Below are 25,245 nucleotides of genomic sequence, written 5' to 3' on the forward strand. Positions count from 1 at the left end.
TACTGCCAACATATGATAAAATTTTCAGTCCTATTCCTCTATACTAGAATTATGGAAAGTAAAGTTAGGGGGATAGGGATGAAAAAAAATTTAATTATTATGGTTGCTTTAATAGTCATTATTTTGTTTTTTAGCGTTGGACAGGCTCAAAATTCTAATAATATAATTAATGAGGATTTTATAATAAAAACAATTAGAACAATATTGTTAAATAGAATGGATATAATGAATTCATGTATTTATGAAGGTTTAGATTTAGATATAGTAAAAGAGAAGCTAATAAAAATTGAAGACGGTACTCTAGTAAAAGATGATTTAGAATATCTAACTTATTTAAAAGAGAATTCAACAGATTTTGAATTTGTAAATGATTTGAGAATACTAAATATATCTTTAATTGATAATGATATAAAAAAAATTAGCTTTATAGCTGAAATTGAGTGGGATATAAAATTTTATGAAAATGATTTAACAGAGGTGGTTAAGTATAAAATAGAGCTGTTAAAGTCAGATAATAAATTTTTATTAACAAAATTTAAGCCACTTAGTTAATATTGCCGATAAATTATCGGCTTTTTTTATGTAAAAAATAGTACAAAAGTACCATATATTACAAAGATAAAAAAGCAGGATATAAGTAAAATAAAATCGAAATATGTAATATTACATATAAAGCAAATATTTGAGGTGTAATTATGAAAAAAAATGTAGTTGATATTAATCGTATAAATGAAGTCCTAAAAAAAACTATAGAATCAATTAACAAGGGGAAAGAAGAAATATTTGATATAGCAGAAAGTGCTAGAAAAGAATGTGAATCTATAAAAAGAGAATTAGCTGTATTAAAAGAAAGAGTTGCAAAATTAGTAAAAGAAGTAGATGTCTTGGAAATTGAAGAAAAAAATAGTAGAAAAAAATTAATGGCTGTAAGTAAGAATTTTAAGCATTATACAGAAGAAGATATTAAAAAGGCATATGATAATGCGAAAAACTTACAGGTACTACTAATGTTAAAGAGGCAGGAAGAAAAAGATCTTATAAATAAAAGAAAAGAGCTAGAAATAAGGTTAATTAATGCTGAAAAAGTTCTTAAAAAGGCAGAAAGGTTAGTTACACAAGTTGGCGTAGCTTTAGAGTACTTAAGTGGCAATTTAAATGATTTAAGCGAAACTATTGAAGATATGCAGAAGAAACAATTGCTAGGAATAAAAATTTTGAAAGCTCAGGAAGAAGAACGACAAAGAGTGGCAAGAGATATTCATGATGGTCCAGCACAGTCACTTGCAAATGTTGTAATTAAAACAGAAGTATGTGAAAGACTTTTAGATATTGATGTGAATAAAGCTAGAAATGAGTTAAAGAACTTAAAACATATAGTTAGAGAAAGTCTTAAGGATATAAGAAAAATAATATATGATTTAAGGCCTATGTCAATTGATGATTTAGGATTTATTCCAACTATAAAACGATATGCGTATAATTTTTCTGAAGAAACAGGTATAAATGCAGAAGTTTTAGTAATAGGACAGTTTAAAAGTATGGAGTCCATTGTTGAAATTACGCTATTTAGAATTATACAAGAAGCTCTGAATAATATAAAAAAACATTCAAAAGCTAAAAATGTACAGATAAAAATCGAAACTACTTTAAAAAGTATTAATATAGTTGTAAAGGATGATGGTATTGGATTTGATGTAGAGAAAAAATTAAATGATACTGATATGTTTGAAGGTGGGTTTGGAATTTTAGGTATGAAAGAAAGAGTAGACCTACTTAAGGGAGAGTTTCAAATAATTTCTTCGATTGGAAGAGGAACTAATATTATTTTTAGAATACCAATAGATGGGAAGGATGATTAAATTGCAAAAACAGATAAAAGTACTAATAGTTGATGACCATTCTTTAATGAGACAGGGATTAAAGCAAATATTAGAGCTAGAAAGCGACATTAAAGTAATAGGACAAGCTTCTAATGGTGAAGATGCAATTCATATGACTCTTGAATGCAAACCTGATGTTGTATTATTGGATATAAATATGCCATTGATAAATGGTATAGAGACTTTAAGAAGGTTAAAAGATATAGGAGTAGATTCGAAAGTAGTTATGCTTACTATTCATGATGATAGAGAGTATTTATATGAAACTTTAAATATAGGTGCAGATGGATATGTATTAAAAGATGCAGACTCAGAAACTTTAATAAAAGCGATACGAGATGTTTATAGAGGAAAATCTTTTATTCAACCAAGTCTTGCTATATATTTAGCAAAGGAGTATAAAACTGCAAAAAAAGATAGCGATAAAAGTACAGTTAAGGACGTATTAACTAGAAGGGAATACGAAGTATTGACTTTAGTTGCTGAAGGTTTGAATAATAAGGAGATAGCTGAAAGATTATATATAAGTGAGAAGACAGTTAAAAATCACGTTTCAAATATTTTTAAAAAAATAAATGTAAACGATAGAATACAAGCAGCAATATACGCTTATAAAAATAATATTAAAAAGCTTTAAAAACAAATAAAATTTTAATTTTTAGTAATAATACTAAGAAAAAAATCTATTTTATTGACAATTGTAGACAAAAAGTAAGATAATATTTATAGGCAAAACTAAATGGGAGGGATAAGATGAGCGAAAAGTTACAAGGTAAAATTTTACAAGAAAAATTAACACATAAATGGAATAATATTTGGGAAGTTATAGAAACTGATGAAGAGGAAAAGGTTTTCAAATTTGCTGAGGGGTATAAAGAATTTTTAGACAAAGGAAAAACTGAAAGAGAATCAGCATTAGAAATAGTTAGAATAGCTAGAGAAAATGGTTACATATCTTTAGAAGAGATTATTGAAAAAGGTACTAAAATTGAGCCTGGTACGAAAATTTATGCTGTTAACAAAGAAAAGGCAGTAGTAATGTTTGTTATTGGTAAAGAATGTTTAACTAAAGGGATGAATATAATAGGTTCACATATAGATGCACCTAGAATTGATTTAAAACCTAATCCTCTTTATGAAGATGGACAGTTAGCATTACTTAAAACTCATTATTATGGAGGAATAAAGAAATATCAGTGGGTTTCAATACCTTTAGCTTTACATGGGGTTGTAATTAAATCAAATGGTGAGAAAATGAATATAGTTATTGGTGAAGATGAAAATGATCCTGTATTCTTTATTACAGATCTACTTCCTCATTTAGCGAAAGATCAAGTAGCTAAAAAGTTAGGTGAAGGTATAACTGGTGAAGGTTTAAACATAATAATAGGAAGTATTCCATATAGGGATAAAGAGTTAAATGAAAAAATTAAATTAAATGTACTTAAGTTATTAAATGAAAAGTACGATATAAAAGAAGAAGATTTTACTACTGCTGAATTAGAAGTAGTTCCAGCGGGAAAAGCTAGAGATGTTGGTATAGATAGAGGGTTAATTGCTGCTCATGGACATGATGATAGAGTTTGTGCTTATGCATCACTAAAAGCAATATTAGAAATTGATAAGCCACAAAAAACAGCTGTAGCTCTATTTGTAGATAAAGAAGAGGTAGGAAGTTATGGTAATACTGGAATGCATTCAATGTTCTTTGAGAACATAGTGTCAGAATTAATAGAGCTTACAACTAAAAGCTATAGTGAATTAAAAACAAAGAGAGCTTTAGCTAATTCAAGAGTTCTTTCTGCTGATGTGTGTGCAGCTTTTGATCCTAACTATCCTGAAGTACTAGATAAGAGGAATGCACCATTTATCGGAAAAGGGGTAACTTTAGTTAAGTATACAGGAGTAAGAGGAAAAGCAGGCTGTAATGATGCTAATGCTGAATACATTAGTGAAATTAGAAGAATATTTAATGAAAACAATGTTGTTTGGCAAATGGGTGAACTAGGTAAAGTAGACCAAGGTGGTGGAGGAACAATTGCTTTCATTCTAGCTAATTATGGAATGGAAGTTGTTGACTGCGGTGTGCCGGTATTAAGCATGCATGCTCCATATGAACTTGTAAGTAAATCAGATGTATATATGACATATAAAGGTTATAAAGCTTTCTTTAATGCATAAAAGACAGGCGGCAATTGATGCCGCCATCTTTTTTACATTTTCAATTCTAGTGCCAAGCACCCAGTACCTAGTACCAAGTACCCAGTACCTATTTTTCTCCATTAATATAATTGAGAATAAACTCCTTAAAAGTTAGATTTAAAGGGGAAAGTTGTCTATTTTTATGATAAATTAAGTAGAATTTTCTTGTTAAGTTTATACCTTTCAATTTAAACTTTTTTATTGTACCATTAATTACTTCCTTTTCAATAGCCTTTTCAGATATAAAACTAATTCCAATTCCTAATTCTGTAAACTTTTTAATAGTTTCATTATCTTCAACACAAGCTACAATATTGAAATTGTTTAAGTTATAATTATTTTCTTTTAGAGCCTTTTCAACTACATGTCTTGTACCAGAGCCTAGTTCTCTAAGAATTATTCTTTCATTTAATAATATTTTAGGGTCTATTTCTTTGTTATTTTCCCATGAATATTTTTCATTATTAGGAGTAATTAAGACTATATTATCATCTATTAGTTCTATATATTCTAGATGTTTAGAATAATATTTAGCTCCAATTATACCGAAGTCTGTTATTCCATCTAATATATTTTTTACAACTTCTTTTGAATCTTTATTATTTATTGAGAATGTTACATTAGGAAACTTTTTAGAAAAACTTTTTATTAATTGTGGAAGAATATATAACTTTGGTATAGAGCTAGCGCTGATTTCTAGATGTCCTTCTATTTTACCTCTATATGCCCCTAAATTAAAACAAGCCATGTCCCTGATGTTTAGAATATCAATTGCATATTTATACAAAATATTACCTGCTTCTGTTGGAGTTATTTTTCTTTCAGTTCTATTTAATAATAAAGTACCCAATTCATTTTCTAGATTCTGAATATGATTTGTAACAGTTGGTTGAGTTAAATATAGTTTTTCAGCAGCTTTAGAAAAACTTTTTAATTTAACTACTTCAACAAAAGTTTCGAGTTGTCTAAAATCCATAATATCACCACTTTCATATTCTTTAATTATCGTAATTAATAAATTACAATTTGTCAATAAATTGTTTTAAACTTGATTTTATTTTTAAGCTTATTTAGAATATTAAAGAAGGAGTGAGCACAAATGATGAAATTTTTTAAAAAAAATAAATATATATTACTTATATTAGTATTGATAATGCTTAAATTTTTGTATCTAGTAATAAACACATTAAATATGAGAAAACATCATTTAGTAAGCCATTTGGATAATTATATTCCTTTTATTAGTTGGATGGTTATACCTTATGTGTTATGGTATTTATATATATGGATTACATTATTATATTTATTAATTAAAGACAAAAAGCTATTTGTTACACATTCAATAGCGGTTATTTTGGGACAAACTATTTCGTTAATAATATTTTTATTATATCCGACATATGTTATTAGACCTGAAGTAGTTGGCAATGATATTTTTAGCAAGCTAATAATTTTAATATATACAAACGATAATCCAGTAAATGCTTTTCCAAGCATTCATGTTTTACAGTCAGTATTAACTCATATGGCCATTTTAAATATAAAAGATATAAAGAAATCAACAAAAATTTTCTCTTATATATTCTCTACAATGGTTATATTGTCTACAATAACTATAAAGCAGCATTATGTAATAGACGTTGTAGGAGGATATTTATTAGCAACAATATGTGCAAAATTTGTTTATGAAATATTTTATGGGAGATACAAAGCTAATACTTTGGACGTGATTTTTTCAACAAATAAATAAAGTCCAGCCAATTAGCTGGACTTTACAAATAAAAAAGAGGGCTTTAGCCCTCTTTTTTTCTGGTGCCGAAGGTGGGACTCGAACCCACACGGTATTGCTACCACCGGATTTTGAGTCCGGCGCGTCTGCCAATTCCACCACTTCGGCATATTAGCTACAGATTGTATGTTACCAAAAAAACATATAAAAGTCAAGTTGTTTTGTTAAATTTTTAGTTACAAATACTATTATATACCAAAGAAATATATGAGTAATTTGTGTTATAATTTTATACGTAGATGGTTTGGAGGTGCTTAAATGGATCCAATTACACATGGAATAATAGGATTAGGGTTATCTACTTTAAGTGGAGAGCCAATTAATATTACAAACCCCTTAATGTTAGGTAGCGTTATAGGGGCGATGTCGCCTGATATTGACATAGTATTTAGATTAAAAGGGCAATATGAATATTTGAAACATCATAGAGGAATGACACATTCGATTTTTGGTATAGGCTTTATTTCTTTAGTGATATCTGCAGCTTTAAGTTTAATATTCAGAGACTATTCATTTTTTAGAATATTTATTTGGACTTTTTTAGGTAGCTTATCACACTCTGTATTTGATATGCTTAATTCTTATGGTGCGAGGTTTTTGTTACCATTTACAAAGAGAAAATTTTCAGCAAGTTTATTAATGTTATTTGATCCTTTTATAATATTTTTACCAGTAGGGATGGTATTCTTATTTAAAGACACAGTTATTAAAGGAATTGTATTTTCATTAATTTTTGTAGTTTATTTATTGTTTAGAATTCATATGAGAAGTAGTGTTACCAAAGTACTTTACAATAGCTTTAAAGATAAAAATAGTATTAAAAGAATCAATATTTTACCTTCGTTTTTCAATCCTTTGAAATGGGATTTTATTGTAGAAACTAAAGGCTCGAATATTGTGGGACAAGTTTATTATTTAAATAAAAATATCACAATAAGAAAGAAATTTAAGAAAACTAACCATAAACTTATTAAGCAATTCGATAAAACTGAACTTGGCAGATATTTCTCAGAATTTACACCTATCAAGCATATTAAAGTTATAGATAAGGGAGAAGAAATTATATTAAGAGTAATAGACTTGAGATATTATTTAAGAGATGAATTTATGCATCATGCTACGGCTGTTTATAATTTTGAAAAGAAAATAGTTAAAACTATATTTCACCCATACAGTTTAAAAAGAGAAATATTAGTGGAAGAAAGAGAGATTGCGTAGAGCTGCAAATGCAGCTCTAATTTTTTGTATTTTTTGAGTTGTATTGGTAAATATTATAATTTGCATAAATAATTTACAACACAAATATTATAGATTGAGACTAAAATTAAGGAGGCTGAGATTATTGCGCAAAAAGCTAATACTTATAATATTGGTGATATTATTTTTTACACTAAATGTTAATGGCTATGCTGAGAGTACTGAAGCTCAGTATAAAATAGTTATTAATATACCTTCTAGAAAATTAACTCTATTTAAAAATGACATGATTATTAAAGAATATCCAATTGCTGTAGGAAAATCAAAATCTCAAACCCCTATTGGTGAATTTAAAATAATAAATAAAGTTATAAATCCTTATTATGCTAAGAAAAAAATACCTGGTGGAAGTCCGAAAAATCCATTAGGAAGCAGATGGATGGGTTTTAAGATACATTATGGAATACATGGAAATAGTGATCCTAGTTCAATTGGTACTTTTGCCTCAGGTGGATGTATCAGAATGTACGAAAGAGACATTCAAGAAATATTCCAGATAGTACCTTTAGGAACACCTGTTCAGATAAAATATGACTTAATAGAAAAAGTAGATGATATAGATGGAGAAGAGCCTATTTTAATTATTTATCCAGATTATTATAATAAAGTACGCAATTTAAAAGAATTAATTAAACAGAAGTTAGAAGACTTGAATTTATATAATGAGATGTCAGAGAAAAGGTTAGAAGAAGTGGCTAACCTAGCTAAGAATGAAAAAATAATTTTTTCTAATAATTTAATTTTTTTTATAAATAAAAAATATATAACTAATGATATAAAAAATATAGAAGGAATATATTATATAAACTTAAATAAGTTCGAAAAATGGTTAAATATAAATGTACCAATTATGTACAATGAAAACTATGCTTATGTAATGGGAAGCTTTATTAAAACAGTATATGTAGATAATAAATACTATATAGCTTTAGCAGATATACAGAAACTTTTAGGAGGGCAATTAGTTATAGATAAAGACGCTAATTTGATTGAATTAAACGCAGATACAATATTTCTTAACAACAAATATTTAAGTAATCAAGTTTTGAATATAACTACAAATCCCAAAATACGCCTATCAGTTATCAATAAATATTTAGATATTAGTATTCAGTTTAAGCAAAATGAAATTAAGTATTATTTAAAAAATGGAAAAGAATTATCATATGAACTTTATGAAGGAATACCTTATGTAGATGTAAACTACTTAAAGGAAAATACTGAATTAATATTAAATATATCAACATTTAAAAATCAATTAACAATAACTAAAAGTCCGATGATAATATTTGATGGATTTATTTATGAAAGTATTTTATATAATAATGAGATGTACATACCACTAAATGTTTTAATGAAAGATGATTACAATCTAAATGATGCAAATAATATTTTTGTAAATTTTGAGAGGATACCTGTTATATATTTAGAAGATACTAAGTATATACCTTTTGAGAAAGTTAAAAATATGTTTAACTTAATAATGAATGATTATGGGACTAAGATTGTTTTATATAAAAGGATATTTAATATATTGAATTGAATATATTAAAGAGCTTCTTTGTATTTGGGAAGCTCTTTAAATTTTTAGATTTAAGATTTTATTTTTGGGAACTTTTTTATATATTTTTCGTCTATATTGTATAAGTGTAGTAGAAAGGGGTGAATCTGTGAAAAAATCTGAACGTATTTTAATTAAAAAGAGTGCATCAGGGAATGTTGATGCTTTTGAAGAGTTGATTAAAGACTATGAAAAAAGGGCTTACAATATAGCTTATAGATTATTAAGAAATTCTGAAGATGCGATGGACGTTGTGCAAGAAGCTTTTATCAAAATTTACAAATCAATAAAAGAATTTCAGTTTAAATCTAGCTTTTCAACTTGGGTTTACAGGATTGTAGTTAATGCTTCAATTGATTTTACAAGAAGTAAAAAAGCAATTTATTCACTTGATGAAAATATTAAATCTGAAAAAGGCGATATAAAAAGAGAAATTGCAGATTATCAAAATACTCCTGAAATTGAGTTAGAAAGAAAGCTTACTAGAGAATTAGTACAAAAATCAATAGATAAATTAGATGATATACATAGGATAGTTATAATATTGAGAGATATACAGGGGTTTAGTTATGACGAAATTTCAGAGATATTAGGTTGTTCACTTGGAACTGTTAAATCTAGGATAAGTAGAGGAAGAATTGCTTTAAAAGAAATTATTTTAAAAGAAATGGAACTTGAAGAAGTGAATTTAAGTCAAAAAAAATGAAAGGAGGGAGACTATGGATTGTAAAAGCTTTGAAGAAAGAATGTCTCTTTATATAGATGATATGCTAGATGAAGTGCAAAAAAAGGAGTTTGAACAGCATTTAAATGAGTGCAAAAAATGCCAAATCTTATTTAAAAACATGAATAGTATTGTTAATTATGCTAGTGTATGTGAAGAAATAGAATTGCCTAAAGACTTTAATGAAAAGCTTAGAATAAGACTTAAAGAAATTAAGAAACCAAAAGGTTATAAAAATAAATTCAAGGTATTATCTACAATAGTTGCTGTTTTTTTTATAGTAATAATTGCTATTTCAATGTCAATGGATTTTTTTGGTAATAATTTTAAAATGGAAGAAAGAATGCAATATGATACACAAGAAGCACCTATGGAAAATCAAATGGCTAAAGGACTTGAACCAAGCCAACCAGAATTAGGTAGAGAAGAAGTTACTGATTATAATAATTCTAACTATAGTGCAGATTCTAATGAATCAGCGTCGTTTACACTTAAAGATGGAAATAAACAAAGTAAATTGGAAAATAGAAAGATAATTGATGAAGCTTATATAGAATTAGATGTAGAAGATTATGATAAAGTTTTCAATGAAATAATGGATTATGTAAAATTCTTAGGAGGTTTTGTAGAAAATTCAGAGTCAGGATATCAGTATAATAATTCTAGAGAAGAGAAAGAACCGTTAAAAAGAGGTTATTTAAGGATTAGAGTGCCATCTGATAAATTTGAAGATACTATTAAATATATTGAAAGCTTAGGTATCATGAAGAGGAAAAATTTAACTGGAAGAGATGTAACAGAGCAGTATTATGATATTGAAAATAGAGTTAAGAATTTGAAAATACAAGAAGAAAGATTAAGAGAGATTTTGAGAAAAGCTGAAAAAGTAGAAGAAATACTTATGATTGAAAATGAATTAAGAAGAATAAGGACTGAAATAGATCAAAATACAGGTATGTTAAAGAAATGGGATAGTTTAGTAGCTTTAGCTACGATTAATATAAGTTTAAATGAAGTTGAAGTTTTAAATAAGGAAATAAAAAATGTAGATAAAAGTATATTTGAGAAATCTAAGGAAGGTTTTATTACAACAGTAAATAATATAATTAAGTTGTTTGAAAAAATAATTATATTTTTAATAACTATATTACCGATAATTATTTTAATATCTATCTTGTTTACAATAGCTTACTTTTTATACAAATATAATTTTAGGAGGGATAAATATGAGAAATAAGATTGCTGTATTGAGTATATTATTTGCTTTAATTTTAATTGGAGGCTATATTTTAGGTTCTACTTCTCAAACTGTAGATAATGTATTAGCTGATGAAAAAAATGATTTGGAAAATACAATTACAGTAAGTGGAGAGGGTATAATTAAGGTAAAACCAGATATTGCTTATATTAATATTGGAGTTGAAACTATTGGTAAGAATAGTCAGGATGCACAGAAAGAAAACAAGAATAAAATGACAAGTATAATGAGCAAAATCAAAAGCTTCAAAATAAAAGACGATGATATAAAAACTATAGAATATAATATTATAGCAATGAGAGAATATGACAGAGAAAAAGGTAAGAGTATTATAACTGGATATATGGTTAGAAATGTTGTACAAATTACTATAAAAGACATAGAAAATGTAGGCAAAATAATTGATAGAGTTTCTGAAGTTGGAGCAAACTATATAACTAATATTACTTTTAGTGTAAAAGATAAAGAAAAATATTATTTAGAAGCTTTAAAAATGGCTATGGAAAATGCAAAAAATAAAGGGGCTGCTATTGCTAGTACTTTTGGAGTTAAATTAGATAAACCATATAAAGTTAATGAGTTATCTAATATGAATTATTCTGTAGTAGGAGGATATAGAGATTCATTTGCATACCTAAAAGAAGATGCTGTAAGTACACCTATTTCACAAGGAGAACTTGAAATAAGAGCAAATGTAAATGTAGTATATAAGTATTAACCCTTGATGTATCATTGTCAAGAGTAAATTTATAAAATCGTTAAAAAATAAGTAAAAAGGTATACTACACATGTGTAGTATACCTTTATTAAATTCTACTTTAAATTTTTTAAACATAAATTAAAGTACAAAAAATATTTACTATACAATTGATATCTTATTTTTTAATTATCAACACGTTTACCAGTAAAACTACCATTAAAATTACTTACTTTTATTATCTTGATATTATCTAATATATTGTCACTAACTTTATCTACATATCTATATCTATAAACTATCCCATTAACTACATTCTCATTTTTTTCTACTGTTAAAACTTCAACTGATTTATTTTCAGGAGGTATTAATACAATATATGATTCACCATCTCCTAGAATAAACCTACTACTGTTTGGTTCTATATTTTCATCAATTCTGTCTTTTATAAATTCTGGAACTTTTTCACAAGAAAGTATTTCATAAGACATTTCTGGATAATATTTATCTTTATTGTTTCTACCCATTAAAACTATACTGGAAATAAATAAAATAATTATTATAATTACTGTATATTTTTTAGCCATAAAATTCCTCCTCAAAGATCTTATTTTACTTTCAATTATATTTTAAATTGAAAATTCTTACAATTTTATGTGTGTTATATATAGTTAACCTTATTAATTTTGTGTTAAATAATTTTTAAATTTTTCATAAACGTCAGAATAAGCAATTTTTAACTGCTTTCTTAAATGTTTATTTTCTTCTTCAAGTTTTTTAATTTTACGCTTTAGAGATGCTATTAAAGCATCTTTATTATTTTCATCCATTTCTCGTTTAATTTGGGCTGGAGTTGGTACTTGTGATTGTTGGTATCTTAAAGTTTCGATTCTTTCTTTAATATCTGGATTGTTATATAAAGTTTTTTTAGATACACCAGCCTCATTAGCCACACTATTAAAATTTATGCTTTTATTTGCCTTTAAAAGCCTTTTTATTGCTTCATCTACTTTTCGTCTTGTTTCAGCCTTTCTTTGTTCATGTAATTGTTTTAAAAACTCTTTTCGATTAAAATTAGACATATGTATCACCTACTTCATTAATTTATCTATTCTACCATAAATGATATTTCCATCTTTAATGGTGTTATATATTTCTTCATATATCTTTAGTAGTTCTTCATTTTCTTTAACCATTTCTAATCTGTTATACTCTTTAGCCTGTTTAATAAGTGCTTTTACAGAATTTATATGGATTTCATATTTTTTAATATCACCTTCAAATATTCCAATACCTAGATTTTTACAAGGTTTTCCGCCATTACAAGTAAGGCATGGAGGTTGTTTTGCATACTCACATTTACCTTTATTCCTTTGTAAGCAAGTTCCATAAGGAGTATCAATAGCATTTAATTTATGATTTAACCAAAGCATATCTAATATATCTTGTGATATTTCGCCAGTTATTTCTTGCTCTATTTCTCCATGAACATTAAAAGTAAAAACTCCACTTTTCATTACTTCATCATGTACTTTTCTTTTTCTATCATCAAGTATTTTAGCATATCTAAGTGTCATTTCTGGTGATGCATGGGCTAATAATTCTTGGACAGTTAATATATCAGCACCGTTATTTAGCATTTTAACTCCATAAGTATGACGAAAGGAATGATTTTTAAAATGATAAAGTTTTCCACTTTCATCTGTAATATTATATTCCCTTGCAAAAATATTAAGATTTTTTCGTATCCATCTTTGAGAATAAGGTTTACCTTTTCTTGAACCTGTATATCTTACAAATATTAAGTTATCAGGGTTATTATCTATATTACTATTTTTCTTTGCTTTATCAATAAGTACAGCAAGTATATTGGCAAGTTCATCATCAATAGGCATTCTATGTCTTTCTACATATGTTTTTTCAATATCAGTTACTATCCAATACTTTCCGTTTAGTTTTACTAGACAATCTTGTTTTAATCCTAATACATCTGAAATACGAAGCCCTGTTTTATACATAACCCACACTATAGGTATAACATCTTTATGAAGATTGTTTATGTGTCGAAATAACTGCTCTAAAACATAATCTGGAATATAATCTATCTGATCGTATGGCTTTTTCTTTAGTTTTGGTTTATCTTCAGAGAAAATAAGTATTCTAACATTCTTTTTAGGAGCAATATCATATTCTTTTAATTGAATATCAGATAAGAACTTTTTTATAGTACGTAATGCTTTACTTATTATAATCATTAGGATTAGCGTTTCTTTGTGTCAGATTTTCCTTGACATAAGCACTTAGCCATTCAATATATTTTTCTATATGATACCTTTCTAAGTTTTTCAAATCATTCCATGTTGGTTCTAGTTCTAGCATTAAATTAATAAAGTTAGGTAAAAAATTTGCATAGAACATTGCTGTAGCCCAAGTAAATCTGCTATTACTCAATAATTTTTGCTTAAAATATTTTTTTACTTCGTTTCTTATTGTTTTATTTTTAATTTTACTAAAATCTATAAAATATTCTGTTCTTGACTTATTATAACTTATCCCATATTTTTCAAGGTTCCTTACATCCCATCTATCTTTTTCCCATTCTTCTCTTATATCAGTAAGATTAAACAAGTAATTATAAATGCCATTTAAAAAATTCGCTATTGCAGTTTTATTAATATATTTTTTATCTATGCTTTTTGTATAAACAGTTCTTATAGTCTTAATACCTTTATTTTCTAACCAATCAATCCATTTAATATTTGTTTTTTCTATATCAAGTTCAAGAAGTGAATTGATATTAGGGTATTTTTCATTAATAAATTCTGATAATCTTCTAATAAATTGTTGCTGTACTATTAGTATAGAAATTAAACTCCATTCGTCATTAAATAGTTTATTGTAAACAATAAATTTTATTTCATTGTTTATATTAGGATTGTTAAAGTTAAATGCTATATTTTTATTTGGATATTTATATTTCTCGTATTGCTCTTTAAACTGCTCTATATTGCCGAAAAAATTTATATGCCATTTGTTATTATCTAAAAAGTATGTAGTCTTAACATCTTTATATATAACAGAACCATCTTCATTTACAAACTTTTCTGTATAACTTGATAAAGTATCTATTATTCGTTGCATATACTCTGAATTGTTAGAATATCCAAGTACATTTAAAGTATTTTTCACTTTTCATTTGCCTCCTTATAAAACTGAATTTTTATTGTTATCTTTTGAAATTGGTATTTTAAAGGCATCTTGTGCTTTTTCCCAATCTTTTCTTATATCTTCATCAGAAGGATGAAGATACATATTCATAGTGGTTTGTATCTGAGAATGTCCTAATCTTTCTTGAACTTGCTTTATGTCTTTTGTTTTCTGATAGTAAATAGTTGCATGAGTATGTCGTGAAAGATGTGGGTGGACATCAATACCTGTTTTCTTTCTGATTCTTTTAAATAAATCGCTAACATCAGAGTATTCCATAGGTTTACCTGCATTTTTTCCTTTTAATTTAACAAACAAAAAATTTGTATCTATTTCAAGTTCATCAAGCATTTCATAAGCATAATCGTCAAATAAATCCATTAATTCTTGAGATATATAGATTTCTCTTTCTCCAGTTTTGAGTTTAGCACCGTTAGGTAGTTCGCCTCTATCTACTAGTCTAATTCTATGCCCATTCTTATGGTCGTATATTAAATCTTCTATGAAAAGAGATAAGGCTTCGCCTATTCTCAAGCCTGTTTCAAACAGTAGTTTAATTAAAAACTTATCTCTTATATTTGTAGTTGCTTCATATATTTTTTCAACTTCTTCTTTAGTTAAAACTTTAGGCTTTCTTTTTGGTTCTTTAAGTTTAAGTATATTTTTATTTATAGGCTTGTCCTTATTTACATGATAAAGAAAATCTTTATATCTTCTTCTACCTCCTGCATATATTTGCCTTATTAGTTTTTCTATCAAATCATTTTTGATTTCTTCTGTTCTATATAAATAGTCATAGAAATTACTAACTACTGTTATTACATGATTTACTGTCTTTTCACTTCTTTTTGCTTTTATTGGTTTTAAACTAATTATTTTACTATCTCCATAGGGGTTTCTTAGCCATCCTACAAAGTTAGATAAGTCATTGATATTAATTTCTCTATAATCTTTATTTATTTCTTCTAGAAACTCAAAGAATAGTTTTAAATCATAGCAATATGCTTTTAAAGTATTGCTCTCTTACCTGTATTGTCTAGATATATTAAATATCTCGCTACAGGTATTATTGGTATTCCTCTGTCATCTAAAAGTAAATATCTTCGCTTATTTCCTTCTAGTAATACTTCTTGTACTTTCATATTTTCACCTACCATTCGAAATACTTTTAACTATATTGCATCAAACGTATGTTCGCAATTCTAGTATGTATTACATTTAATCAACTAGTTTCTTATACATAATTTAATTATTTTCTTTTATAAAAAATATAGGGTAAATAGTATATATATTTTACTATCTACCCTATAAAGATTATACTCTATTCAATGTATCATCAAGGGTTTTATTTGTTTACTATTTATTCTATTTCTTATATACTTAATATAAGAAATTAACTATATATTAAAGAAGTATTAAGGAGCTGGTTAAATGTCATTAAAAAGATTCATGGTGGTTGATGGTAATAGTTTATTACATAGAGCATTTCATGCATTACCTCCATTGCAAACTAAAGATGGAATATATACTAATGGAGTTTATGGTTTCTTAACAATGTTAAATAAAATAGTCGAAGAATATTCTCCTGAATATATATGTGTTGTATTTGATAAAAAAACACCAACATTTAGGCATAAGGAGTATGCGGAATATAAGGCACAAAGAGCTAAAACTCCTAATGAGTTGATTATGCAGTTTGATATTCTAAAGGAAGTATTGAGCAAACTAAATATAACTACTCTAGAAATTGATGGATTTGAGGCAGACGATATTGCAGGAACGTTAGCATCAATAGGTGAAAAGAAAGGATTAGAAACTATTTTAGTTACTGGTGATAAAGATTATTTACAGTTGGCGACAAAAAAGACTAAAGTATTGATAACTAGAAGAGGCATAACCAATCTGGAAATATATGATGAGCAAAGTGTGAAAGAAAAATATGGAATAAGTCCAGCACAATTAATTGATTTGAAAGGGCTCATGGGAGATAAATCAGATAATATTCCTGGAGTCCCTGGAATTGGTGAAAAAACAGGAATTAAACTTATAAAAGAATTTGGTTCGCTTGAAGGGATATATGAGAAATTAGAAAATGTCTCAGGTAAGAAACTTAAAGAGAGATTAATAGAGAATAGACTTCAAGCTTTTATGAGTAAAAAATTGGCTAAAATTATAACAGAAGTGCCTATTAATATAGATATAGAAGAGCTAAAGAAAAAAGAACCTGATTACGATGAACTTATAGACTTATATAAGAAACTTGAATTTAACAGTTTGTTGAGTAAAATTGGAAAAAATTCAAGTGTTAGTGAGATATCTGATGATTTAAAAATAAATATTGGTTGTAATTATGAAATAGTACAAAATTTGGAAAGGATAGACGGTATAATACAGAGCATAAATAAAAGTAAAAATATATTTTTAAGATTTATTCAAGAGGATAAAATAATAGGCCTTACGGTTAAAACTGAAATAGAAAAAACGTATTATATAGATTTAGTTGAAGAGGAATTTAAAGATAAAGTTTTATTGAAATTAAAAAAAATATTTGAAGATAAGGAAATAGAAAAAAAGGGACATCATTTAAAAGAAGATATTTTAGTGCTCTTGAAAAATGGAATATATTTACAAGGAATAGCATTCGACAGTATGATAGGTCAATATATAATAAATCCTTCACAAAATAGTTACAGTATTAAAGAACTAGCTAAGGAATACTTATCTGTTTTTGTAGAAGATGAAGATGATATTCTAGGCAAAGGAAAAAGTAGAAAAAAGATAATAGATATTCCTTTGGAAGAAAGAGCTAAGATATTTTCTACTCAACTAGAAATAATATGGAGAATTGAAAATGTAATAAAAGAAAAAATACAAGAATATGAAATGAATGAGTTGTATTATACAGTTGAATTACCTTTAATAGAAGTGTTAGCATTTATGGAGTTTGAGGGATTTGCTGTAGATATTAAAAAATTAAATGAGCTAGGCAAAGAATTTGAAACAAAAATGGCAGAGCTTACAAATGAAATATACAGCTTAGCAGGTGAAGAGTTTAATATAAATTCAACTAAGCAGTTAGGATGTATTTTATTTGAAAAACTAGAATTACCAGTAATTAAAAAGACGAAAACAGGTTATTCAACAAATGCAGAAGTGCTAGAAAAATTAAAAGAAAAACACCCTATTATAGAAAAAATACTTGAATATAGACGCATAATGAAATTAAAAACAACATATGTTGACGGTTTAATTTCCTTAGTGGATAAAGAAACTAATAAGATACATTCAACTTTTAATCAGACAATAACTACTACTGGAAGAATAAGTAGTACTGAGCCTAATCTTCAGAATATACCTATAAAAACAGAAGAGGGAAGGAAAATTAGAAAAGTATTTATACCAAGTAGTGAAGAGTATAAGTTAGTTGATGCCGATTATTCACAAATTGAATTAAGAGTACTTGCTCATATTACAGACGATCCAAACTTAAAAGAAGCATTTTTTAATAATGAGGATATTCATACTAAAACAGCCGCTGAGGTATTTAATGTGCCAAAAGCAGATGTAACACCTCTAATGAGAAGTAGAGCTAAAGCTGTAAATTTTGGCATAATATACGGCATAAGTGATTATGGATTAGCAAGAGACTTGAACATTAGTAGAAAGGAAGCAAAGCTTTATATAGAAAACTATTTTGCAAAATACAAAAAAGTTAAGGAATATATGGATAATATAATACAAGAAGGAAAAGAAAAAGGATATGTAGCGACAATTATGAATAGAAGAAGATATCTTCCAGAATTAAAGTCAAGGAATTTTAATATAAGATCTTTTGGGGAAAGAATGGCAATGAATACTCCTATACAAGGTAGCGCAGCAGATATAATAAAAATTGCTATGGTGAATGTTTTTAATGAATTGAGAAAGAAAAAATTAAAATCAAAATTAATATTACAAGTTCACGATGAGTTAATTATAGAGGCTCATAAAGATGAATTAGAACAAGTTAAGAAAATACTTAAGCTACAGATGGAAAATGCATTTAAATTAAGCGTTCCTTTAAAAGTTGACATGAAGATAGGTGATAGCTGGTATGAAACAAAATAAAGCAAACCATATAAAAATTATAGGCATAACAGGTGGAATAGCTACTGGTAAAAGTACAGTTACTAATTTATTAAAAGAACTTGGATATATAGTTATTGATGCTGATAAAATAGCAAGAGAGGTAGTAGAAGTTGGTAAGATAGCATATTTAGATATTATTAAAGAGTTTGGAAAAGGTATATTACAAGAAAACAAACAAATTGATAGGAAAAAGCTTGGAGAAATTATTTTTAAAGATGTAGAAAAAAGAAGAAAATTGAATCAAATTATTCATCCAAGGATAATTCAAGAAATGATAAATAAAACAAACCAGTATTCAGATGGAAACAAAGTAATATTTTTAGACATACCTTTGTTGATAGAGGAAAAAAATATACTAGAAAAGCAAGGGTTAAAGTTTGATGAAATATGGCTAGTATATGCAGATGAAGAGAATCAGTTAAGTAGATTGATTGAGAGAGACAAATTAGATATGGAAAATGCATTAGATAGGATACGTGCTCAAATGCCTATGACAGAAAAACTAAAAATTGCAGATATTATTATAGATAATAATAGAGGGATAAGCGAGTTGAAAGACCAGATTATAAAATTATTAAATAGGTATTAATTTTTCGGAGGGATTTTTTTGCCTTTAAAAAAATACAGCAAAATTTCATCAATAATATGTGTTTTAGTAATAATTATAGCAGTTTTTATGAATTTAAAATGGATAGGAAAAATTATATATCCATTGTATTATGAAGAGTATATTAAGAAATATTCTTATAAATATGATATTGACCCAATTTTAGTTGCTTCTATAATTAAAGTTGAAAGCAAGTATTATAAACAGGCGAAGTCACATAGAGGAGCTAAAGGATTGATGCAAATTTCGTCTATTACTGGGAGATGGGCAGCAGAAGAAATAGGCATATTAGATTATAATGAAGATTATCTATATGATCCTGAAATTAATATTATGATAGGATGTTGGTATTTAAACAAGTTGCATAAGCAGTTTAATAATGATATAAGATTAGTTTTAACTGCTTATAATGGAGGGAGTGGAAATGTAGAGAAATGGTTAAAGAATCCTATGTATAGTAGTGATGGTAAGAAACTTGACCATATTCCTTTTACAGAGACTAAAGAATATGTTGAAAAAGTACTCAAAACGTATAAAATTTATAGATTTTTATATAAAAATATTTTGTAATTAATAAAATCTAAACCTATTGAACTTGAAAAAAAATAGCTGTTATAATTAAATGTGTATATACTTAATTTTTGACAAGAGATGAAGAAAAAACAAGGAGGAGTTTTTTTGAGACATAAAAAATTATTAGTAGCATTTATAGTGCTTATGTTAACAATTAGTTTAATTGGCTGTGGGATAGATAATAAACTAGACGATATTAAGGGTAAGCAAAACGGAAGCGAAAGTACAGACCAAAAAAAAGTTTATGAACCAACCTTTGGTGGTGAAATAGTAGTACCTATCTCTTATATTAAAACATTTAATCCATTATTGAGTAGTAACAAGAGTTTATATTATTTTAATAAATTGATATATGAAAGTTTATTTGATTTTGATGAAAACTTAAATTTAAAAAAAGTACTAGTAGAAGATTATAAAATCAGCAAAGATGGTCAAACTGTAGATATTAAGCTTAAAGATAATATCACATGGCACGATGGGTATAAGTTTACTGCTTCTGATGTAAAGTTTACAATAGATGTAATAAAATATGCTGCAAATGATGCTTTATACAAAGATATGTTAGCAGCTGCATTCAAGGCTGCTAAACCTACAGATATACAGCATATTCTAAATGTTAAAATTATTGATGACTTGAACTTACAAATAAATTTTGATAGAGCTTATAGCAATGCGCTTGAAAGTTTGACATTTCCAATAATACCTAAACACCAGTTTGTAGATGAAGGAGTTAAGACAAAAAAGAAAACATATTTAAAAGTTTTAAGTGAAGATATAGTTCCTATAGGCACAGGGCCATATAAATTTAGCAAATATAATAAGTTAAAATGGGTTGAGCTTGTAAGAAATGATGATTGGCATTTAGGCAGACCTTATATTTCTAAAATTATTGGAAAAATATTATCTGATAATGAATTAGCAGTAGTGTCTTTTGAGACTGGACAATTAGATTTAACAAGAACAGAAGGTGTGGATTGGGAAAAATATGCTCAAAACAATAAAGTATCAATATATGAATATATTACTCAAAAATATGAGTTTCTAGGATTTAATTTTAAAAATGAACTTATTAATAGTGAGAAAGGTTTAGCTTTAAGAAAGGCAATTGCATATGGGATAAACAGGGATAATATAATTAATAAAGTTTATTTAGGCCATGCGACAAAAACAGATGTACCAATTTATCCAGATTCTTGGTTATTATCTCAAAAAAATGTTTACAATTATAGTATAGATAAAGCTAAAGAAATCTTGAATAAAGCTGGATGGAAAGATATAGATAACGATGGGATTTTAGAGGATGAAAACGGTAAGAAATTAAAGGTTAGGCTGTTAACAAATTCGTATAATCCATTAAGGTTAAAAACTGCGAATATGATAATAGAAGATTTGAAAACAATTGGAATAGAAGTAATTCCACAATATGATGCTACAATTGATAATATAGATGCGGAAACTGCAGAAAAACAATGGAATGACATGATTAATCAGATTAAAAACGGCAATTTTGACTTAGTACTTCTGGGCTGGGAATTATCTTTACTTCCTGATTTATCTTTTGCTTTTCATTCAACTCAAATAAAAGAAGGAAGTAATTTTATTAATTATAAAAATGAAAGTATGGATAAACTTTTAGTAAAAGCTTTTAGAGCTACTACTAGATCAGAAAAGAAAGATGTTTATGAAGAAATTCAGAAGCTAATAGTTGATGATTTACCTTATGTAAGTTTATTTTTTAGAAATAATGCAATACTTGTTGATGGTAAAATAAAAGGTGAAATAACGCCTAACTATGCAAATATATATAGTAATATCGACAAATGGTTTGTTCCAAAAGAATTTCAAGAACAGAAAGAGAATGATTAATTAGATTATAACTTGACATAGACATGATTAGCAGCTATACTAAGAAAGTGTTTGATAAGCGCCGTGGTGGTGGAATTGGCAGACACGCTATCTTGAGGGGGTAGTAGGCAAAAGCCTGTGCGGGTTCGAGTCCCGCCCACGGCACCATAAGATAATAAAGGGAGCGTTAAGCTCCCTTTCTTTTTTATTTAAGAGTATTCTTTTAATAGCAATAGCAGAATAATATAACTAATAGTAAGAAGAAGAACAATAAGCTGTCATTGTAGCCATATCCGCATTGAGTATCAGCCATATATATCCCTCCTATATTGGCATTTACATATACTTGAAGTATAGCTATTATAGATATTTATTTTGAATATTAGAATGTTTTGTAAAATTATCTGTTACAACCAAATCCTCCGTAGCAATTGCAGAATATTATAACTAACAATAGGAAGAAGAACAACAATTCGCTGCCGCCGTCACTACTGAATAATCCGCCTAGAAGACCTTTTCCTTCAGCCATATATATAACCTCCTTATTTTACCTATATTTTCTTGGTCACTATATAATATGATTAGAGTTTAAAATGGGTGAAAAAGATTTTGATTTTATTTTAGTAATTGTGACCAAAGCCACCAAATAGAATTACAAGTATTAAGAAGAAGAAAAGTAAGCTTTCATTTCCACCGCCAAATAAACCATCAAAAAGACCTTTTGACATGAAATAAACCTCCTTATTTTAATCTATTTTTTAGGTTAATACATTATATAAATAAAACTACTATTTTGACACAGAAAAAGTTAACTGTTAAAATTTAAATAATAAATATTAATAATATTTTGAAGGAAAAAAGGAACATTTATTGAATAATACTATATAAATAATTGGGGTAAGGGGTTTTAATATGCTAAGTAAATTAAGAGAGCATTATGAAGTTATTATTGGGACTATTGGTTTCGGATTACTTTTTTTATTAGCTGTTACTAATAAAGAGTATTATTACTTTGATGTTTCATTATTTGCAGTTTTGAGTATATCAGGAATTTTACTAGAGAGAATAAGTATAAAAATTGATGATTATACTATAACACTAGGTTCGGCAGTAATGTTGGGTTCTTATTTTATTAGTGGGCTTGTACCGACTTTATGGTTAATTTTTATAGTATTTATGACATCAAATTATCTTTACTATCATAAACAAGCAAAAAGAACATACTTTAATATGGGTATGTTTTTTACAATGTTTATATTGTCTCATTATATAATAAAAGCAGCAGGAAGGCAGATAAATTACATTAATAGTATTGATGATATAATAAATTGTATAATATTTGGATTAACAATTTTTGTTACAAATTGGATTATATTTTTGATGCAAAATATAGGAAAGATTAACGATGAATTAGCAAATATAATGGAAGCTTTAAAATGGGATTTTTATACTAATTTTATAGTTATTCCATTATCAATATTAATGTCATATTCATACCAGCAATATAGTTTTGTTGGTTTAATTGTATTTATTTTGTTGATTATAACTTTCAACTCGTTATTTAGATTAATGAGGAATTTAGTATTTATAAATAAAGGATTAAGTTTATCTCATCAAGTTTCTGCATCAATAGTTTCTAAGTTGGATTTAAGTGAGACAATATCTAATATTTTAATTGGGATAAAACAGTTAGTGAACTGTGATTATTGTGCTTTGATTGAATTTGATAAAAGCAGCTGTACTGCAAAGACCCTAGATTTTAATGCAGAAGAGTATATAAATTTTGATAGCAAAATAATTGATAATTACCTAACTAAGCATTTTGAAGAGATATTAAATTTAAAAGAAAGTTTTGTGCTTGATGATGTTAAGAAGAGTAAATATATAGATGATTCTGTAAAAGTGCCAGAAGATTTGGTTTCGTTAATATATGAACCTTTGATTTTAGACAGTGAAATAATTGGATGTGTATTAATTAGTAGTAAATATAGAGGCAGATTTTCTAAAGAACAATTATATATTTTAGACAATCTAGCAAGCCAAATTGTGGTAGCTATAGAAAATGCAAGATTATATAAGAGAATATATAACAATGCTATAAAAGATGAGTTGACAGGATTATACAATCAGAGATATTTTTTTAATACTTTAGATTCATTAACGGATATATGTGCATCCTGTACTATTAGAAATTGTATTAAATGTAATAAAACTAGTCTTATAATCTTTGATATTGATCACTTTAAAAAAATAAATGATACTTATGGACACCAGACAGGGGACAAAATCCTTAGTGAAATAGCAAATATAATTAGAAATAATGTTAGAGCAAATGATAAAGTATTTAGATACGGTGGAGAAGAGTTTACAGTAATATTACCAAATACTGATCAACAACATGCTTATTATATAGCAGAGAGGATAAGGAAGGTTGTTGAAAATACTAAGTTTTATAGTGCAGATGGAAATGAGATAAAAGTAACAATAAGTGGTGGATTAGCTGAATTTCCAAAGGAAGCAGATTCTGGTGCAAGCCTATTAGCATACGCAGACAGAGCCATGTATATAGGAGCAAAAAAACAAGGAAGAAATAGAATTAGTAAATATGTAGCAAGTATGTAGCTATCTTAGCTGATTGGGGGCGAGATATTGAGGAGTTCGAGAAGAAAAAAGAAAAGTAAAAAAGATAAGTTGTTGACAATATTTGTATTTTTCATCTTAGCACCCATTATATCAATAGCTATAGGTATTTTGATTGTTCAAAATATAATATTGCCTCATTTTGAAGATATTAGTGCTACTAAACCTTTAAGTGAAGTTGAAAATGGTCTGAGTAACAATGAGACTAATGAGAATGTAGTTAAAGATGTAGATAAACAAGAAATTGATGATTTAAAAAATTTAGAATTAACAGTTGAAGGATTTGATCTATATAATATTCAATTAGGTAGTTTTAGCAATATTGAAAATGCTAAGGCTTTAAGGAAAGAATTAAGAGAAAAAGAGGTAGATGGTTATATTGTTAAGATAAGTAACTATAAAGTATTTTATGGGACTTTTCTTAATAGGGAAATATGTGATAAAGTGTTAATGAGTGTTAGAGAATCATATAAAGATGCATTTGTAAATAAAATAACTGTTGATAACCTTGTAATAAAGTATGATAGTAATGAGCAGGAAACTGCTGATAAGATAAATGAAATTATTAAAACATTTAAAAAGGCGTTTGATGAAGAGACTTCTTTATGGTATTATGCTCTTGTACAAAAAGATGTAGAAGAAATAATTAAAACAATAAAGAAAAATAATGATAAGATAAATAAATTATTAAACAATATAAATGAGGATATACAAAACCCTGATTTTAATGATATTTTATATAATATCAGAATGAATGCAAAAGAAAGAGATCAGATTTTACAAAACTTAATAAGTAATGAAGAAACTATTCAAGATAGTTATGATAAGTATTATAAGATGTTATTTGATTTTATAAAAATTTTTAATTAGCTATAAT

At 26.9% G+C, this 25,245-nt stretch carries 24 protein-coding genes, 2 tRNA genes and 1 pseudogene; 17 read left to right on the forward strand and 10 right to left on the reverse strand.

Features of this window, described 5'->3' with window-relative positions; all coding sequences use genetic code 11:
- Nucleotides 1–78: 78 nt before the first annotated feature.
- From TR13x_RS00170 to TR13x_RS00185, 4 genes are all read left to right on the forward strand, one after another.
- Complete coding sequence (locus TR13x_RS00170) at nucleotides 79–552, forward strand: hypothetical protein (RefSeq protein ID WP_054869868.1); 474 nt, start codon at nucleotides 79–81, stop codon at nucleotides 550–552.
- A gap of 143 nt (nucleotides 553–695) precedes the next feature.
- Entirely contained in the window at nucleotides 696–1,859 is a 1,164-nt protein-coding gene (locus tag TR13x_RS00175; protein WP_054869869.1) for a sensor histidine kinase, read from the forward strand.
- Nucleotides 1,852–2,517 carry a response regulator transcription factor gene (locus tag TR13x_RS00180; protein ID WP_054869870.1) on the forward strand — a complete coding sequence of 222 codons (666 nt, stop codon included), beginning with the start codon at nucleotides 1,852–1,854 and terminating at the stop codon, nucleotides 2,515–2,517. The genes TR13x_RS00175 and TR13x_RS00180 overlap by 8 nt, the downstream gene beginning before the upstream one ends.
- 116 nt (nucleotides 2,518–2,633) lie before the next feature.
- On the forward strand, nucleotides 2,634–4,061 hold the full coding sequence (locus TR13x_RS00185) for an aminopeptidase (protein WP_054869871.1): 1,428 nt from the start codon (nucleotides 2,634–2,636) through the stop codon (nucleotides 4,059–4,061).
- Between the two features lie 88 nt (nucleotides 4,062–4,149).
- Here TR13x_RS00185 and TR13x_RS00190 read toward each other — a convergent pair whose 3' ends face one another.
- A complete protein-coding gene (locus TR13x_RS00190) occupies nucleotides 4,150–5,058 on the reverse strand; it encodes a selenium metabolism-associated LysR family transcriptional regulator (protein ID WP_054869872.1) in 909 nt (302 codons plus the stop codon).
- Between the two features lie 123 nt (nucleotides 5,059–5,181).
- On the opposite strand from TR13x_RS00190, the gene TR13x_RS00195 reads away from it, so the two are divergent.
- Nucleotides 5,182–5,832 carry a phosphatase PAP2 family protein gene (locus TR13x_RS00195; RefSeq protein ID WP_054869873.1) on the forward strand — a complete coding sequence of 217 codons (651 nt, stop codon included), beginning with the start codon at nucleotides 5,182–5,184 and terminating at the stop codon, nucleotides 5,830–5,832.
- A gap of 60 nt (nucleotides 5,833–5,892) precedes the next feature.
- On the opposite strand, the gene TR13x_RS00200 is transcribed toward TR13x_RS00195, so the two are convergent.
- Nucleotides 5,893–5,979: transfer RNA gene (locus TR13x_RS00200), tRNA-Leu, on the reverse strand.
- A 150-nt stretch (nucleotides 5,980–6,129) separates the two neighbouring features.
- Between TR13x_RS00200 and TR13x_RS00205 the strand changes: the two genes are divergently transcribed.
- From TR13x_RS00205 to TR13x_RS00225, 5 genes are all read left to right on the forward strand, one after another.
- The gene (locus TR13x_RS00205) at nucleotides 6,130–7,089 is read left to right on the forward strand and encodes a metal-dependent hydrolase (RefSeq protein WP_054869874.1); all 960 of its coding nucleotides are present in this window, start codon (nucleotides 6,130–6,132) and stop codon (nucleotides 7,087–7,089) included.
- 124 nt (nucleotides 7,090–7,213) lie between these two features.
- Complete coding sequence (locus TR13x_RS00210; RefSeq protein ID WP_054869875.1) at nucleotides 7,214–8,671, forward strand: L,D-transpeptidase; 1,458 nt, start codon at nucleotides 7,214–7,216, stop codon at nucleotides 8,669–8,671.
- 127 nt (nucleotides 8,672–8,798) lie between these two features.
- Complete coding sequence (locus TR13x_RS00215) at nucleotides 8,799–9,395, forward strand: RNA polymerase sigma factor (protein WP_054869876.1); 597 nt, start codon at nucleotides 8,799–8,801, stop codon at nucleotides 9,393–9,395.
- A 13-nt stretch (nucleotides 9,396–9,408) separates the two neighbouring features.
- On the forward strand, nucleotides 9,409–10,650 hold the full coding sequence (locus tag TR13x_RS00220; protein WP_054869877.1) for a DUF4349 domain-containing protein: 1,242 nt from the start codon (nucleotides 9,409–9,411) through the stop codon (nucleotides 10,648–10,650).
- Nucleotides 10,640–11,389, forward strand: a complete 750-nt coding sequence (locus TR13x_RS00225) for an SIMPL domain-containing protein (RefSeq protein ID WP_054869878.1) — start codon at nucleotides 10,640–10,642, stop codon at nucleotides 11,387–11,389. The genes TR13x_RS00220 and TR13x_RS00225 overlap by 11 nt, the downstream gene beginning before the upstream one ends.
- Nucleotides 11,390–11,553: 164 nt before the next feature.
- Here TR13x_RS00225 and TR13x_RS00230 read toward each other — a convergent pair whose 3' ends face one another.
- The 7 genes and pseudogenes from TR13x_RS00230 to TR13x_RS11325 all read right to left on the reverse strand — a co-directional run bounded on the left by TR13x_RS00230 (nucleotide 11,554) and on the right by TR13x_RS11325 (nucleotide 15,717).
- Nucleotides 11,554–11,955: a hypothetical protein gene (locus tag TR13x_RS00230; protein WP_054869879.1), complete on the reverse strand. Its 402-nt coding sequence runs from the start codon at nucleotides 11,953–11,955 to the stop codon at nucleotides 11,554–11,556.
- A 93-nt stretch (nucleotides 11,956–12,048) separates the two neighbouring features.
- A complete protein-coding gene (locus TR13x_RS00235; RefSeq protein ID WP_054869880.1) occupies nucleotides 12,049–12,450 on the reverse strand; it encodes a DUF6262 family protein in 402 nt (133 codons plus the stop codon).
- Between the two features lie 9 nt (nucleotides 12,451–12,459).
- Nucleotides 12,460–13,623 carry a tyrosine-type recombinase/integrase gene (locus tag TR13x_RS11205; protein WP_200905797.1) on the reverse strand — a complete coding sequence of 388 codons (1,164 nt, stop codon included), beginning with the start codon at nucleotides 13,621–13,623 and terminating at the stop codon, nucleotides 12,460–12,462.
- Nucleotides 13,607–14,557 carry a hypothetical protein gene (locus tag TR13x_RS11210; protein ID WP_200905798.1) on the reverse strand — a complete coding sequence of 317 codons (951 nt, stop codon included), beginning with the start codon at nucleotides 14,555–14,557 and terminating at the stop codon, nucleotides 13,607–13,609. The genes TR13x_RS11205 and TR13x_RS11210 overlap by 17 nt, the downstream gene beginning before the upstream one ends.
- A gap of 15 nt (nucleotides 14,558–14,572) precedes the next feature.
- Nucleotides 14,573–15,334 (reverse strand): tyrosine-type recombinase/integrase, encoded by a 762-nt coding sequence (locus TR13x_RS00245; protein ID WP_242851700.1) that lies wholly within the window; start codon nucleotides 15,332–15,334, stop codon nucleotides 14,573–14,575.
- 81 nt (nucleotides 15,335–15,415) lie between these two features.
- Nucleotides 15,416–15,535 (reverse strand): annotated as a pseudogene (locus TR13x_RS11260) (hypothetical protein); the annotation flags it as partial.
- 47 nt (nucleotides 15,536–15,582) lie between these two features.
- On the reverse strand, nucleotides 15,583–15,717 hold the full coding sequence (locus TR13x_RS11325; RefSeq protein WP_255351289.1) for a hypothetical protein: 135 nt from the start codon (nucleotides 15,715–15,717) through the stop codon (nucleotides 15,583–15,585).
- 289 nt (nucleotides 15,718–16,006) lie between these two features.
- Between TR13x_RS11325 and polA the strand changes: the two genes are divergently transcribed.
- From polA to TR13x_RS00270, 5 genes are all read left to right on the forward strand, one after another.
- Nucleotides 16,007–18,682, forward strand: coding sequence for a DNA polymerase I (gene polA, locus TR13x_RS00250; protein ID WP_054869881.1), 2,676 nt, complete (start codon nucleotides 16,007–16,009; stop codon nucleotides 18,680–18,682).
- Nucleotides 18,669–19,292 carry a dephospho-CoA kinase gene (coaE, locus tag TR13x_RS00255; RefSeq protein ID WP_054869882.1) on the forward strand — a complete coding sequence of 208 codons (624 nt, stop codon included), beginning with the start codon at nucleotides 18,669–18,671 and terminating at the stop codon, nucleotides 19,290–19,292. Before polA ends, coaE begins: the two co-directional genes overlap by 14 nt.
- 18 nt (nucleotides 19,293–19,310) lie before the next feature.
- Nucleotides 19,311–19,880, forward strand: coding sequence for a lytic transglycosylase domain-containing protein (locus TR13x_RS00260; protein ID WP_242851701.1), 570 nt, complete (start codon nucleotides 19,311–19,313; stop codon nucleotides 19,878–19,880).
- A 108-nt stretch (nucleotides 19,881–19,988) separates the two neighbouring features.
- Nucleotides 19,989–21,749, forward strand: coding sequence for a peptide ABC transporter substrate-binding protein (locus TR13x_RS00265; protein ID WP_054869883.1), 1,761 nt, complete (start codon nucleotides 19,989–19,991; stop codon nucleotides 21,747–21,749).
- A 60-nt stretch (nucleotides 21,750–21,809) separates the two neighbouring features.
- Nucleotides 21,810–21,896: transfer RNA gene (locus TR13x_RS00270), tRNA-Leu, on the forward strand.
- Nucleotides 21,897–22,128: 232 nt separating this feature from the next.
- Here TR13x_RS00270 and TR13x_RS11330 read toward each other — a convergent pair.
- A complete protein-coding gene (locus TR13x_RS11330; RefSeq protein WP_255351290.1) occupies nucleotides 22,129–22,257 on the reverse strand; it encodes a hypothetical protein in 129 nt (42 codons plus the stop codon).
- 383 nt (nucleotides 22,258–22,640) lie between these two features.
- Here TR13x_RS11330 and TR13x_RS00275 point away from each other — a divergent pair, with 383 nt between their 5' ends.
- Complete coding sequence (locus TR13x_RS00275; RefSeq protein ID WP_054869884.1) at nucleotides 22,641–24,350, forward strand: sensor domain-containing diguanylate cyclase; 1,710 nt, start codon at nucleotides 22,641–22,643, stop codon at nucleotides 24,348–24,350.
- A gap of 27 nt (nucleotides 24,351–24,377) precedes the next feature.
- Nucleotides 24,378–25,238 carry an SPOR domain-containing protein gene (locus tag TR13x_RS00280; protein WP_054869885.1) on the forward strand — a complete coding sequence of 287 codons (861 nt, stop codon included), beginning with the start codon at nucleotides 24,378–24,380 and terminating at the stop codon, nucleotides 25,236–25,238.
- Nucleotides 25,239–25,245: the final 7 nt, after the last annotated feature.

The sequence above is a fragment of the Caloranaerobacter sp. TR13 genome, assembly GCF_001316435.1.
Lineage (GTDB): Bacteria > Bacillota > Clostridia > Tissierellales > Thermohalobacteraceae > Caloranaerobacter.